Origin of the sequence: Actinobacillus seminis (assembly GCF_002263215.1) — a bacterium.
GTDB classification, from domain to species: domain Bacteria; phylum Pseudomonadota; class Gammaproteobacteria; order Enterobacterales; family Pasteurellaceae; genus Actinobacillus_B; species Actinobacillus_B seminis.
The window spans coordinates 25,549-39,691 of record NZ_NLFK01000010.1 but is presented as its reverse complement, the minus strand read 5'-3'; the positions used below and the strand labels follow the sequence as shown (position 1 = coordinate 39,691).

14 protein-coding genes are annotated in these 14,143 nt (G+C 41.4%); 9 read left to right on the top strand and 5 right to left on the bottom strand.

What is annotated here, in order from left to right; genetic code table 11:
- Positions 1–16: 16 nt before the first annotated feature.
- On the bottom strand, positions 17–1,534 hold the full coding sequence (gene glpK, locus CFY87_RS09675; RefSeq protein ID WP_094947234.1) for a glycerol kinase GlpK: 1,518 nt from the start codon (positions 1,532–1,534) through the stop codon (positions 17–19).
- Between the two features lie 428 nt (positions 1,535–1,962).
- Here glpK and CFY87_RS09670 point away from each other — a divergent pair, with 428 nt between their 5' ends.
- The gene (locus CFY87_RS09670; RefSeq protein ID WP_094947115.1) at positions 1,963–2,706 is read left to right on the top strand and encodes an MIP/aquaporin family protein; all 744 of its coding nucleotides are present in this window, start codon (positions 1,963–1,965) and stop codon (positions 2,704–2,706) included.
- 48 nt (positions 2,707–2,754) lie between these two features.
- Here CFY87_RS09670 and CFY87_RS09665 read toward each other — a convergent pair whose 3' ends face one another.
- A complete protein-coding gene (locus CFY87_RS09665) occupies positions 2,755–3,336 on the bottom strand; it encodes a Crp/Fnr family transcriptional regulator (protein WP_094947112.1) in 582 nt (193 codons plus the stop codon).
- A 305-nt stretch (positions 3,337–3,641) separates the two neighbouring features.
- On the opposite strand from CFY87_RS09665, the gene CFY87_RS09660 reads away from it, so the two are divergent.
- The 4 genes from CFY87_RS09660 (at position 3,642) to glpC (ending at position 8,959) form a co-directional block, all read left to right on the top strand.
- The gene (locus CFY87_RS09660) at positions 3,642–4,445 is read left to right on the top strand and encodes a sulfite exporter TauE/SafE family protein (RefSeq protein WP_094947109.1); all 804 of its coding nucleotides are present in this window, start codon (positions 3,642–3,644) and stop codon (positions 4,443–4,445) included.
- Between the two features lie 255 nt (positions 4,446–4,700).
- Entirely contained in the window at positions 4,701–6,392 is a 1,692-nt protein-coding gene (glpA, locus tag CFY87_RS09655; RefSeq protein WP_094947106.1) for an anaerobic glycerol-3-phosphate dehydrogenase subunit A, read from the top strand.
- Positions 6,382–7,686, top strand: a complete 1,305-nt coding sequence (gene glpB, locus CFY87_RS09650; RefSeq protein WP_094947103.1) for a glycerol-3-phosphate dehydrogenase subunit GlpB — start codon at positions 6,382–6,384, stop codon at positions 7,684–7,686. Before glpA ends, glpB begins: the two co-directional genes overlap by 11 nt.
- 1 nt (position 7,687) lies before the next feature.
- On the top strand, positions 7,688–8,959 hold the full coding sequence (gene glpC, locus CFY87_RS09645; protein ID WP_094947100.1) for an anaerobic glycerol-3-phosphate dehydrogenase subunit GlpC: 1,272 nt from the start codon (positions 7,688–7,690) through the stop codon (positions 8,957–8,959).
- A 50-nt stretch (positions 8,960–9,009) separates the two neighbouring features.
- Here the strand turns inward: glpC and CFY87_RS09640 are convergent, their stop codons facing one another.
- Both CFY87_RS09640 and CFY87_RS09635 read right to left on the bottom strand, forming a co-directional pair.
- Positions 9,010–9,768, bottom strand: coding sequence for a DeoR/GlpR family transcriptional regulator (locus CFY87_RS09640; protein ID WP_094947097.1), 759 nt, complete (start codon positions 9,766–9,768; stop codon positions 9,010–9,012).
- Positions 9,769–9,851: 83 nt separating this feature from the next.
- Positions 9,852–10,709, bottom strand: coding sequence for a rhomboid family intramembrane serine protease (locus CFY87_RS09635; RefSeq protein WP_094947094.1), 858 nt, complete (start codon positions 10,707–10,709; stop codon positions 9,852–9,854).
- 54 nt (positions 10,710–10,763) lie between these two features.
- On the opposite strand from CFY87_RS09635, the gene CFY87_RS09630 reads away from it, so the two are divergent.
- On the top strand, positions 10,764–11,078 hold the full coding sequence (locus CFY87_RS09630) for a DUF5389 domain-containing protein (protein WP_094947091.1): 315 nt from the start codon (positions 10,764–10,766) through the stop codon (positions 11,076–11,078).
- On the opposite strand, the gene glpE is transcribed toward CFY87_RS09630, so the two are convergent.
- Positions 11,071–11,415 carry a thiosulfate sulfurtransferase GlpE gene (gene glpE / locus CFY87_RS09625; protein WP_094947231.1) on the bottom strand — a complete coding sequence of 115 codons (345 nt, stop codon included), beginning with the start codon at positions 11,413–11,415 and terminating at the stop codon, positions 11,071–11,073. The genes CFY87_RS09630 and glpE overlap by 8 nt on opposite strands.
- 178 nt (positions 11,416–11,593) lie before the next feature.
- Here glpE and CFY87_RS09620 point away from each other — a divergent pair, with 178 nt between their 5' ends.
- From CFY87_RS09620 to dcuC, 3 genes are read left to right on the top strand one after another with little or no spacing between them, the layout of a single operon-like run.
- Positions 11,594–12,430: a MurR/RpiR family transcriptional regulator gene (locus CFY87_RS09620; RefSeq protein ID WP_094947088.1), complete on the top strand. Its 837-nt coding sequence runs from the start codon at positions 11,594–11,596 to the stop codon at positions 12,428–12,430.
- Positions 12,431–12,466: 36 nt separating this feature from the next.
- Entirely contained in the window at positions 12,467–12,595 is a 129-nt protein-coding gene (locus CFY87_RS12505) for a Type 1 glutamine amidotransferase-like domain-containing protein (RefSeq protein WP_272896451.1), read from the top strand.
- A gap of 11 nt (positions 12,596–12,606) precedes the next feature.
- On the top strand, positions 12,607–14,121 hold the full coding sequence (gene dcuC / locus CFY87_RS09615; protein ID WP_236757413.1) for a C4-dicarboxylate transporter DcuC: 1,515 nt from the start codon (positions 12,607–12,609) through the stop codon (positions 14,119–14,121).
- Positions 14,122–14,143: the final 22 nt, after the last annotated feature.

Below are 14,143 nucleotides of genomic sequence, written 5' to 3'. Positions count from 1 at the left end.
TACTAAAAGAGCGAAATTAATCAGAGAGATCATTTTCCCATGCTAATGCACGTTTAACCGCTTTTTTCCAGCCTTTATAGCGACGTTCGCGTTTTTCGTTGTCATTATCCGGCGTGAATGTGCGTTCTACACGTGCTTTGTCTTGAAGTTCGCTTAAATCTTTCCAGAAACCAACAGCAAGACCGGCAAGATATGCTGCACCTAATGCAGTGACCTCTTTCACTACTGGACGTTCAACATTAACATCTAAAATATCAGATTGGAACTGCATTAAGAAGTTATTCGCGGTGGCTCCGCCGTCAACGCGTAAGTATTGAAGTTTGCTGCCGGAATCCGCTTGCATGGCTTCTAATACATCACGTGTTTGGTAAGCAATTGATTCGAGCGTTGCACGAACAATATGGTTGCGATTTGCGCCGCGAGATAATCCTAAGATTGCACCGCGTGCATACGGATCCCAATATGGCGCACCTAAACCGGTGAATGCAGGAACGACATAAACACCATTGGAGTTTGGTACTTTAGTTGCAAAGTATTCACTGTCGTGGCTGTCATGAACGATTTTGAGCTCATCACGTAACCATTGAATGGAGGCGCCGGCGATAAATACAGAGCCTTCCAGCGCGTAAGCAGGTTCGCCTTTAGCATTACATGCGATAGTCGTTAATAAGCCATTTTGGGATGTAATTGCGTTGTCACCTGTGTGTAACAACATAAAGCAACCTGTACCATAGGTATTTTTTGCTTGACCTGCGTTAACGCATAAATGACCGAATAACGCCGCTTGTTGGTCTCCTGCAATGCCTGCCACAGGGATACGAACCCCACCTTTACCACCAATGTTGGTTTGACCATAGACTTCAGAAGAGTTTCTGACTTCCGGCAACATTGAACGTGGAATATTTAATAATTCCAACATGTTGTCATCCCATTGTTTGGTGTGGATGTTGAATAACATGGTACGTGAAGCATTGGTGTAATCCGTTACGTGAACACGACCTTGAGTTAATTTCCAAACTAACCAAGTATCAACGGTACCAAATAACAACTCGCCGCGCTCTGCTTTTTCGCGCGCGCCTTCAACGTTATCTAAAATCCATTTTACTTTTGTACCGGAGAAATAAGGGTCAACCACTAAACCTGTAGTATTGCGAATATAGTCTTCATGACCGTCCGTTTTGAGTTTATCCGTAATATTAGATGTACGACGACATTGCCATACAATAGCGTTATAAACCGGCGTGCCGGTTGCTTTTTCCCAAACAATCGTTGTTTCGCGTTGGTTTGTGATACCGATTGCAGCAATTTCATCCGAAGTAATCCCTGCTTTTGCTACCACTTCGTTTAAAGTTGAGCTTTGAGTTGCCCAAATTTCCATTGGGTTATGTTCAACCCAACCGGCTTGCGGATAAATTTGCGTGAATTCGCGCTGTGCGATTTCGACGACATTCGCGTTGTGATCTAATAAAACCGCTCTTGAACTGGTTGTGCCTTGATCTAGCGCAATGATGTATTTTTTTCTGACATAATAAATTTCCTGTGATCTGAAATCCAATATAAATTAAAAATCGGTATATGCACTTTACAGATTTAAATATAGATTTTTTGATCTAAAACGAACAAATTACGCGAAAAATCTAATATAAAATATGTTGTTTGGGAATAAGAATATTTCAAATATTTGAGCCTGCTCACATAAAATAGCTGTTGTACTCTTTTTGTAACCGCTTTATTGTTCATTAAAAACACAATAGGGAGAGTAAAAGTGTGATTAAGTTAACACATTTACAAAAAAGCATAGAAAGTGCATTGAATTATTAATACAAAGTTAGATAATCACCTAGCACTTAAAGATATTCAAAAGAACATTATTTTGATTGAAAACGAAGAAAATACGGAATGCTTTATTATTTGGCAATAATAAAAGCATAACTTTCATAATTCGTTAAGGAGATTCTTTATATGAATGCTTATCTTGCAGAGTTTTTAGGTACCGTGTTACTTGTTTTAATGGGGAATGGAGTGGTCGCCAATGTGTGTTTAAATAAAACCAAAGGAAATGCCGGTGGTTGGATAGTGATTACCACAGCATGGGCTTTTGCGGTTTATGTTGCAGTTGTTGCGGTCGGACCTTATAGTGGTGCGCATTTAAATCCGGCAGTTACCCTTGGACTGGCTATGCACGGAACATTTGATTGGGGGATGGTGCCGGGGTATATTTTGGCACAAATTGTCGGAGGTATTTTAGGTGGGCTGGTTGTATATTTATTCTATTGCGACCATTTCGCTGTAACAGAAGATGAGGGGGTTAAAAGAGCTTGTTTTTGCACAGAACCGGCGATTCGTAAATTTTCCAGCAATCTGGTCAGTGAGATCATCGGTACTATTGTATTAGTTTCAGTCATTTTCTATATTTCCGCGGGATCAATTGTTTTGCCGGGGACGAATGCAGAGACCCCAATTGGTTTAGGTTCAATTGGAGCATTGCCGGTAGCTATTTTGGTGTGGGCGATTGGTTTGAGTCTCGGAGGAACAACCGGTTATGCGATTAACCCTGCTCGTGATTTGGGACCGCGTATTGCATTAGCGATTTTAGGTAAAAAACTCAAAACCTCGGCTGACTGGGGATATGCTTGGGTGCCGGTTATCGGTCCAATTATCGGCGGAATCTTAGCGGCATTAGGTTATAGTTTGGTGATGGTATAATACCGATTGGTATTTATTTGAGTGTAAAAAGATAAAGCAGAGGAGCATTTACTCTGTTTTATCTTTATGTAAATTTTTTAATAATCCGTTACGTTTGAGTTCCTTAGTAATTCGAATAGCAGTCTCTGTTTCACATCCGGCATATTCGGCAATTTCACGATGAGTCCAGTTATAATAGGGAAAGTTATCTGTCAGAAAATAAATGCTATCAATTACTCGATCTAAAGTGCGTAAATAAGAAATTTTAGTTAAGCGTTGCTCTGCTTCACGCAATTCATTCGCAAGTGCTTGAATTAAAAATTTATTCATCTTAGGATTCTCAATAAAAAATGTATTAAGGTTTGTCGGTTTAATCCTAATAAGCACTGCGTTAACAAGTACTTTAGCATTACAATGATAGATATTTCTATCAAATAACGTTCGATAGCCAAAATATTCTCCTTTCTGGTAAAGGCGTACCAAACTTTCTTTTCCGTTGTCCAGGGAATGGTATAACCCTATAAGTCCGTTAATTATGTAATAAAACTCCTTAGCTTCCTCTCCTTGAGTATAAATAGTGGCTCCTTTGGAGAAAGAATTTAAGTAGGTAAGTTGACAGTGTTTTAAATCGGTAGGGTAAATTATTGACATAAAATGTCCTCATTACATTATATTGGAAATGCATAAAATGCAATTAGTCTGTTTACTTATAGAAATGCTCTGCTACAGCTTAGACTTGTCAGGCGATATTATCATTTTTTTTTTTTTTTTTACCCCCTGTGTGCCTTGCCTCCCACGACTAAGATATGATAGTGATCATAATAAAATTTATTTTATACTCGGCACAATATGCATAAATTATGCAAAACGTATTTCAAATATAAAATAAGAGCGGTGTTTTTTTACGCAAAATTATAATTAGTTAAATGCCAAGTTTAGCCAAGGGGAAAATAGAAATGACAATCATGACAATGATCATACTTGCATTTTGTGGAATATTAACCAATACGATGTCAGCGTTATTCGGTATCGGTGGAGGGGTGTTGATGGTGCCAATTTTGCATACGTTATTCCCTGAATTTTCGATGCAAATGGTCGCGGCGACATCATTAACGACGGTGATGGGAACTGCGATGATTAATTTGATTTATTTTTATCGCCAACATATTGCGATTCGAGCTAAATTACTCATTTGGTGTTCCATTGGCATGTTAATTGGCGTGCAATTGGGATTTGAAGGCAGTTTTTTAGTACCTAATGAATTTATTGTTTGGGTTTTTGTTATTACGCTAATCGTGCTGTCGTTGGTGGTATTAATAAGTAAACCGAAAGTGCAAGCGATGACAGTGGCGAGCAACGAGGAATATATTAAAGGCGTGTTTCTCTGCGCCTTTGGTGGCTCGGTTGCAGGAATGACAGGAATTGGCGGCGGTTCCATTATGTCTCCCTTGCTTGCCTTATTGCCGAGTATCAAAATATATCAAATCGCGGTTTACAGTAATGTGATGATGATTTTTGGTGGTATTGGGAGTTTGTATAGTTATTTAAATAAAACACCACCCGTGTATTTGGAAAATTCTTGGCAAATTGGTTATGTGAATTTTTCCGTAGTGCTAATTGTGATTGCTTTTTCTTTTGTGACAAGTTTCTTCTCAATGAAAATACGAGGAGTATGTCAGCCCAAAGTCATGCGACATTGGCTTGTAGGGATTTTATTGGGTCTCTCGGGTTATATGCTGGTGTTACAATATGTGATGTAGCGTTTAAGCAAGCTGACTGCGATTTTTATTAAGCGCCATTTATAAAAAAACGGGAATTGCTCCCGTTTTTTCTTTGTCAGAGGCGCTGATTTTTTTAGCTTATCTTGTACTTTGATGTTCTTAAAGGAATTACAAAGTGATCTGCTTCACATAAATAAAATATAAATGCACTCGTTTATTTTCTAAAACGAACATTTAAGGTATGATTAGCCTCATCAAATGAGGCACTTTTGTAGGGTGCGGGGAGAAGAGATTATGCCTATTCCATCTAGAATTTATCAATCAAATGATGATTTTTCACCGATCACGACGGATGTGATTATTATCGGCGGCGGCGCGACAGGAGCGGGGATTGCGCGTGATTGCGCAATGCGTGGATTGCAATGCGTTTTATTGGAGCGTCGAGATATTGCAACCGGTGCGACCGGGCGAAATCACGGGTTATTACACAGCGGTGCACGCTATGCGGTAAACGACCAAGAATCGGCAGCCGAATGTATTCAAGAAAATATGATCTTAAAGCAAATTGCGCGTCATTGTATTGACGATACCAAAGGGCTTTTTATCACGTTGCCGGAAGATGATTTAAACTATCAAAAAATCTTTCTTGATGCTTGTAGCGCCTCGGGGATTGAAGCAGTCGCGATTGATCCTGAACTTGCCGGACGCATGGAACCTTCGGTAAATCCGGATTTAGTAGGGGCTGTTGTGGTGCCGGACGGTTCCATTGACCCGTTTCGTTTAACTGCTGCCAATATGCTGGATGCAACGGAGCATGGTGCCAAAATCTTTACTTATTGCGAAGTGATCTCATTACTTCGTGAAGGCGGACGAGTGATCGGCACCAAAGTATATGATCACAAAAATAAAAGAGAACGCCGGTTTTTTGCACCCATTGTAGTTAATGCCGGCGGTATTTGGGGACAAGGTATTGCTGAATATGCGGATTTGAAAATTCGGATGTTCCCGGCAAAAGGTGCCTTATTGATCATGGGACACCGTATCAACAACATGGTGATCAACCGTTGTCGTAAGCCGGCGGATGCGGATATTTTGGTTCCTGGCGATACAATTTGTGTTATTGGAACCACCTCAAGTCGTATTCCTTACGATCAAATTGATAACATGATTGTCACTCCGGAAGAAGTGGATATTTTATTCCGTGAGGGCGAAAAATTAGCCCCAAGTTTGCGTCATACCCGTGTGTTACGCGCCTATGCCGGCGTACGTCCTTTGGTGGCGACGGATGATGATCCGTCCGGACGTAATGTAAGTCGCGGTATTGTATTATTAGATCATGCGGAACGTGACGGATTAGACGGTTTCATCACCATTACCGGCGGTAAATTAATGACATACCGTTTGATGGCTGAATGGGCAACGGATTTAGTGTGTAAAAAACTGAATAAATCAGCTGAATGTAAAACCGCCACCACTGCGCTTCCGGGTTCTAATCAAGAGGATGAAGAAACGAAAAAACAAATTGTGTCTTTACCGGCGCCCATTCGTATTTCTGCACTCTATCGCCACGGTCAACGCGTAACCCGTTTATTGAAAAAAGAGCGGTTGGATTATTCGTTAATTTGCGAATGTGAAGTGGTTACCGCCGGCGAAGTACGCTATGCGGTGGATGAATTAAACGTGAATAATTTGGTTGATTTACGTCGTCGTACCCGTGTCGGTATGGGAACTTGCCAAGCAGAACTCTGTGCTTGTCGTGCCGCGGGGTTAATGGCGCGTTTCCAAGTGGCAACACCGCGCCGGTCTACTGTACAGCTTGCTTCATTTATGGAGGAACGTTGGCGTGGCATTGAGCCGATTGCGTGGGGAGATGCGATTCGTGAAGCTGAATTTACCAGCTGGATTTATTTCAGCTTACTGGGCTTAAATGATGTTCAACCGCTTGCAGAACAAGCGCAACAGGGGACAGATAGCAATGAAATTTGACGTGGTAATTATTGGCGGCGGACTTGCCGGTTTAACGTGTGGGATTGAACTGCAACAACAGGGTAAACGTTGTGTCATCATCAATAACGGGCAAGCAGCGATTGATTTTGCTTCCGGTTCAATGGACTTATTAAGTCGACTGCCAAGCGGCGAAAATGTGGTAGAGTTTGCGCAATCTTATTCCGATTTAGCCACCCAATTGCCGCAGCATCCTTATTGTTTGCTCGGAGAAGAACAAGTATTGGCAAAAGCGAAACAGTTTGAACAATTATCCCAATCCCTTGGATTAGGGCTGGAAGGGGATGTGCAACAAAATCATTGGCGCGTCACCCCGCTTGGCGGTTTACGTGCATCTTGGTTATCGCCGAACAGCGTTCCAATGCTGGCATTGACGGAACAACAATTTTCGCATTCGCACATTGCAATTTTAGGCATTGAAGGATACCACGATTTTCAACCGCACTTATTAGCGGAAAATTTGGTACAAAATCCGCAGTTTGCCCATTGTAACGTAACCACAGGTTATTTAAGTATTTCGGAATTGGATCAATTGCGTAAAGAAGGGCGTGAATTCCGTAGTGTGAATATTTCGCAAGTGCTTGAACATAAATTGACATTCAGAGACTTGGTTCAAGAAATTAAACAAGCGGCGGCGGATGCAAGTGCGGTCTTTTTACCGGCGTGTTTTGGAATGGAAAATCAAGAATTTTTCAATAACTTAAAACAGGAAACGGGATTGAATTTATACGAATTGCCGACCTTGCCCCCCTCTTTATTAGGCATTCGTCAACATAAACAATTACGCCATCAATTTGAAGCCTTGGGTGGCTTGATGTTAAATGGTGACAAGGCGACCCGCGCGGAAATGGCAGATGGAAAAGTGCAAAAAATTTATACTCGTTTGCATCCGGAAGATGCCATTGTTGGTGAGCATTTTGTTCTTGCTTCCGGTAGTTTTTTCAGCAATGGGCTAGTGGCAAGTTTTGAACGTGTTCTTGAACCGGTGTTTGAGGCGGATATTATTCGTGATGGGAATTTCCAAGCCGATCAACGTTTTTCTTGGACGCATTCGCGCTTTTCTGCGCCGCAACCTTATCACAGCGCCGGTGTAGTAATCAATGGCGATTGTCAGGTGCAAAAGAGCGGTCAATTTATTGAAAATTTATATGCTATCGGTAATGTTGTCGGCGGCTATGACGGGATTAACCTTGGTTGTGGTTCCGGCGTAGCGATTGTTACTGCACTGACGGTGGCAGAACGTATCATCGGGGCAAAAAATGGGAGAGTCGCATAATATGAATATTCAAGAACTCATTGAGAGCGCAAAACAAAATTTGCATCCGGCAGTGATCCATCAAGGCATGGACAGCAGTTTTGAAAGCTGTATCAAATGTACCGCTTGTACCGCGGTTTGTCCGGTGTCTAAACAAAATCCGTTCTATCCGGGACCAAAACAATCGGGACCGGATGGTGAGCGTTTGCGATTGAAAAGCGCAGATCTATATGATGAAGCGTTAAAATATTGTACCAACTGTAAACGTTGCGAAGTGGCTTGCCCGTCTGATGTGAAAATCGGGGATTTGATTATTCGAGCCAGAAATAAATATTTGGATCGACAAAATAAATCCTTGGTGCATAAATTACGTGATGCCATTTTAAGTAACACTGATATTATGGGAACCATGAATACCCCATTTGCGCCGATTGTGAATAAAATCACGGGCTTAAATGCGACGCGCTTTTTGTTGGAAAAAACCTTAAATGTCAGCCGGCATCGCGCGTTGCCAAAATATTCTTTCGGTTCTTTCCGCCAATGGTACAGCAAACATGAAGCCGAACGCCAAGCCTATTTTCGTGAAAAAGTGGCGTATTATCACGGTTGTTATGTGAATTATAACAATCCGCAATTGGGTAAGGATTTGATCACTTTGTTCAATGCCATGGATATTGGTGTGGTGTTATTGGAAAAAGAAAAATGCTGCGGTTTGCCGCTGATGGTGAACGGTTTTCCAAATCGCGCTAAAAAACAAGCTCGCTTTAATTTGGATCAATTGGCAAAAGTGATTGATAAGCGGGAAATTGATGTGGTTGGCACCTCATCCAGTTGTACCATGAATTTACGCGACGAATATCATCATATTTTGGGCATGGATAATGCCAAAGTTCGTCCGCATATTCATATTGTAACGCGTTATTTGTATCAATTATTTAATCAAGGTAAGGCACCGCGGTTTAAAAATATGCCGCTGCGAGTGGCTTATCATACTGCGTGTCATGTCGATAAAGCCGGGTGGGCGCCTTATACGCTGGATATTTTGAAATATATTCCGGGTTTAGAAATTGTCATGTTACCATCACAATGTTGCGGTATTGCGGGAACTTACGGGTTTAAATCGGAAAATTATGAGGTGGCGCAAGCGATTGGTAATACCTTATTTGAAAATATTGAACGTGGCAGATTTGATTTTGTGATTTCAGAATGTGAAACCTGCAAATGGCAAATTGATATGTCAACCAATACAACCTGTTTGCACCCAATTACCTTGTTAACCAAAGCGTTAGCCTAATTGGGCGGAATAAAATGGACGCACATTGGCGTCCATTTTTATCTTTTCATTTAGCAGCAAATATTTAATTGCACATTGCTACCGTTGAGCAAATTCACAATCGGTGCCGGCGGTGCGGTATCAGTAAACAAATATTCCACTTCCGCTAATGTTCCTAAACGCACCATGGCGCGCCGACTGAATTTCGAATGATCCGTGACTAAAATCGTATTGCGCGAACTTTCAATAATCGCACGTTTGACTTGTACTTCGTGGTAATCATAATCCAGCAATGAACCATCCGTATCAATACTGCTGATCCCTAAAATACCAAAATCCAAGCGAAATTGAGAAATAAAGGCAATTGTCGCCTCACCGATAATACCGCCATCTTGACGCAAGGAACCGCCTGCCATGGTAATATCAAAGGTTTGATTTTTCATTAAAATATGCGCCGCATTTAAGTTGTTGGTCACAATCCGCAAATTTTGGTGTTGCAATAAGGCATTGGCAACCGCTTCCGGCGTAGTACCAATATCAATAAAAAGTGAAGAACCGTTAGGAATAATTTTAGCTACTTCATTGGCGATAATTTGCTTTTCCTGAGAAAAAAACTGTTTACGTTCAATATAATCGCTGTTTTCAGAAGTAGATACTGAGGCAGCACCGCCATGATGACGGTTAATCCGATTGGTTTCTGCTAACTCTTTCAAATCGCGCCGAATAGTTTGCGGGGTGACACCAAGCAAATTAACCAGTTCTTCTGTGCTGAGATAACCTTTTTGTTTCACAAGCTCAATAATTTTTTTATGACGTAGAGATTGCTTCATGTCCGATCCTTAACATTAACTGCGTTATTTGTTGTAATCTTCATCATTGATTGGCACTACTTTAGCTCATTTTTAAGTTTAAATCATCTTTTCCGCACTAATTTTGTAGCGAATATGCCAAATAAACTGCCTAAAATCAGCCCGCTGATGTGGGCAGTATTGCCCATTTCGATACCAATCAGCGGCGCGATAAAGCCCAAGGCGATACCGACGACCAACATGGTGAAAAAGTTTTGCGGTAAATCAAAGGAAATATCGCTCCATTTATCCGCTACAAAGGCAAAGCCAAGAACCGCATAGACCACGCCGGACAGACCGAAAAAGGCAGGTCCTGAGGCGAGATTTTGAGCAAAGCCCGTTAAAAGTGCGGTACAAAAATAAAGTAAAATCAAGGTGATAGATCCAAAGGCTTTTTCAATTGCGCCGCCAAATAACCACCACCATGCCAAATTAAAGACAATATGCCAAAGGGAAAGATGAACTAAAGAATGGGAAAAATAACGCCATAATTCCCCTTGCTGTTGCGCATCTTCGGGATAATGTGCAATGGAAAAAATGATATTTTCAAAACCGATTAACCGGAAGATATAAATCAGACAGCAAAGTGCGGTCAAAAATAGCGTAAATTTTTGTTGTTTTAATAATGCCAATCCATGGAATTGCCATGATGATGGCGTTAATTTTGGAGCGTGTATTCGGATATCGCCGGTTTGCCAGCTTGCCTGTTGATATTGGGGATCGAAAGGTTTTTTTAAAAAGGCGTCTTTTTCTTGCACGATCTCGGCAAAATATTGACAATTTTCTTCAAGATAAACCCCTGTCATTGGAAGTCCGTTTTTTTCAATCGGACGTAACTCCAGCTCAACTTGGTATTTTGCGCGAATATAGTCACGAAAATAGACACAAAAAATTGGAATTTCACTACCAAATAAATGCTGCATTTGTTATATTTCCCAAGATAAAAATTTTGATTATTTTAACGCGATGAGGACAAAATGAAAAAACAAAAAATGCCAATAGGATTTACCCGATTTAATTGGGCGTTAGCTATTTTTTGTCTGCCGGTTTTATTATGGCCATTGGCGCTTTTAATTTCACCTAATTTAAATAAAAATCCCCATTTATCTGAGTTTCAAATCACATGGATGTCGGTATTTTTGTGGAGTTATCCTTTATGGTTAGGTATTGTTGCAAGAATTTGTTATCGTATTCATGAAAAAAATACCATGGCAGTAAAAAGCATCTTGGCAATAAGCGCGGTCTTTTTTTATGCAATTTTAGCGTATGTGGCGACGGTTGGATTTAATTAGTTTCCGGTTCGGATAAATACGCCACTTCAATTGGTAATTCGGCACGCATCCAGCCATCAAACCCGCCGATAAGACTATACACATTCTTGTACCCTTGTTCGACTAAAAAGGCGGCAATATTGCGACTACTAATGCCATGATAGCAGCTGACGATAATCGGATGATTAAAATCATAGCGTTGTTGAAATTCACCATAGTTTTGATTGGTTAGGTGAAAGGCATTTTGCGGATGGCTGTAAGTAAAACGAGGTAGATCGCGAATATCCACTAAGACCGCTTGCTGTTCGTTCATCATTTCCCACGCCTGTTGCGGCGTGATTTCGCTAAACTGTTTCATTGTTAAAAATAAGTTAATTGAAAGCGCTACTGTACCATTATTTGTCGGGCGGGTAAACTTCATGATGATTTGAGCCGGCGCATAAAATGACGTCATTGTACAAAAATGACTATTCAAATGAGGCATTTTCGCTCATAATCAATAAATCGAAAAAATGTTTCATTTAAAGGATGAATTTATGCAAGAAAATTCACAATTGGTTCGGTTACAAAATGAAATTCGCGCTCGTTATGACAGTTTAAGTAAACGTTTAAAACAAGTGGCTCAATATGTGTTAGACAATCATAATAGCGTTGTTTTTGATACGGTAGCGACTATTTCCGAGCGTGCCGGCGTACCGCCTTCCACGTTAATCCGTTTTGCGAATGCTTTCGGTTTTAGCGGTTTTAATGAAATGAAACAAATTTTCCGTCAAAATTTGATGGAAGAAACTGCCAGTTATACCGAACGTTTACATCTTTTTCGTCAATTGGAGCCGTCACAAGATCAGCAAGAAAGTGCGGTCGATATTTTGAATATTTTTGCACAATCAAACCATCAAGCATTGCAACAATTGGCAAATCAGACTTCGGAGGAGCAATTGCAGACCGCCGTGGAGATTTTAAATCAGGCAAATAATATTTTTATCGTCGGTTTGAAACGTTCTTTTAGCATTGCCTGTTATTTGGATTATGCGTTGCATCATTTGGATTGCCGCTCTTTTGTCATCAACGGATTGGGCGGGATGTTTGATGAGCAATTGAGTCAAGTTAAACCCGGTGATGCGGTAGTGGCAATCAGTTTTTCGCCATATGCCAAAGAAACCTTGGAAATTATGAATACCACGTCGCAACGCGGTATTCGACAAATTGCAATTACTGATAGCCAAATTAGCCCGTTAATTGCCTTTAGTGATGTTTCTTTCGTGATCAAAGAGGCGCAAGTGCGTGGTTTTAGATCCCAATGTGCCACTATGACCCTTGTACAAACCCTTGCGATTGCCTTGGCAATGGCGAAAGAACAAGGAAATGGATGATCTTCGTTCCTTACTCAATTAGGTTTGGATTTTAGCTTGCGCTCTGAAGTGATTGAACAGGCAGGCATGATTGCTATTAGTGGCGACAATACTTTTTGTTTGTTAAACGGGTTGTATGCACATCAGTTAATCGAACCAATCCGTGCCAAATTAACCCGCACTTGATTAGCGGCAAAATGCAAGGGCATAACGGAGAAAGTCGCGAAGAGCGTTTAAGCGAAATTTTGATTGTGAATGCTGATGTTGTTTATGCTTTGTCGGAGGGAGTTGCATTACGGATCCGAGATAATCATGCCCATGTTTTGGGTAAAACCGCTATTTTGCGTTTCACCGGCAATTTTTACCACCGGAGTCGATTGCCGCTCATTCTACATTTAACTATTGAGGACAAGATGATGGAGCAATTTAATTCCATAGTCGCGATTGTGGGCATTATCGCCACTATCTATTTGCTAATTAAGAAATATGAAACCCGCACGGTATTAATCGGCGTTGGATTGATCATGGCAATTATTACCGTAAAACCAATGGAAGCATTGGATGCGTTCGCTAAAGCCATGACCGGCAGCGGCTTGATTATGGCGATCTGTTCGAGCATGGGTTTTGCGTATGTGATGAAATATACGAAATGTGATACGCATTTGGTGCATTTATTAACTAAACCATTGAGCGGATTAAAATTCTTCTTAATCCCCATTGCTACGATCATGACCTTTTTTATCAATATCGCTATTCCGTCTGCGGCGGGTTGTGCCGCTGCGGTTGGGGCAACCTTAATTCCGGTGTTAAAATCTGCAGGGGTTCGTCCGGCAACTGCGGGCGCGGCAATTTTAGCCGGTACTTTCGGTTCTATGATGAGTCCGGGATCATCACATTCTGCCATGATAAGTGAAATGTCCGGTTTGACGATTACCGAAGTTAACCTATCGCACGCACCTTATACCATAATTGCCGGGGCGATTGGCGCGGTGATACTTACGCTGTTAGCGATTGTATTTAAAGATTACGCTGAAGAACACCGTCAGGCTTATCTGAAAGAAAATACTGCCGTTGAAACTGCATTTACTAAAGTTAATCCATTATTTGCCTTAGCACCCTTAATTCCGTTGGTGATTTTGGTGATCGGCGGAACCTCATTGCAAAAAGAAATCTCATGGTTGGCATGGACTAACATGGGGGTACCGCAAGCCATGTTGATCGGGGCAATTTATGGCATTATCGTCACCCGCATTTCACCAGCCAAAATTACCGAAGAATTCTTTAACGGAATGGGTAATTCTTACGCTAATGTACTAGGAATTATTATTGCGGCAAGCGTGTTTGTTGCCGGCTTAAAATCAACCGGAGCAGTAGATAGCGCCATTGAATTTTTGAAACATTCCAACGAATTCGTACGTTGGGGCGCGACCATTGGGCCATTTTTAATGGGTTTGATAACCGGTTCCGGTGATGCTGCTGCGATTGCCTTTAATACCGCGGTAACCCCACACGCTGCCGAGTTAGGTTATACCCATTTAAATCTTGGTATGGCGGCGGCGATTGCCGGTGCGATTGGGCGTACAGCTTCCCCGATTGCGGGTGTGACTATTGTGTGCGCCGGCTTGGCGTCGGTCAGTCCGATTGAGATGGTGAAACGAACTGCGCCGAGCATGGTGCCGGCGGTATTATTTTTAGCCTTGTTTATGTTGTAAAAATTGCAAGAAAAATGACCGC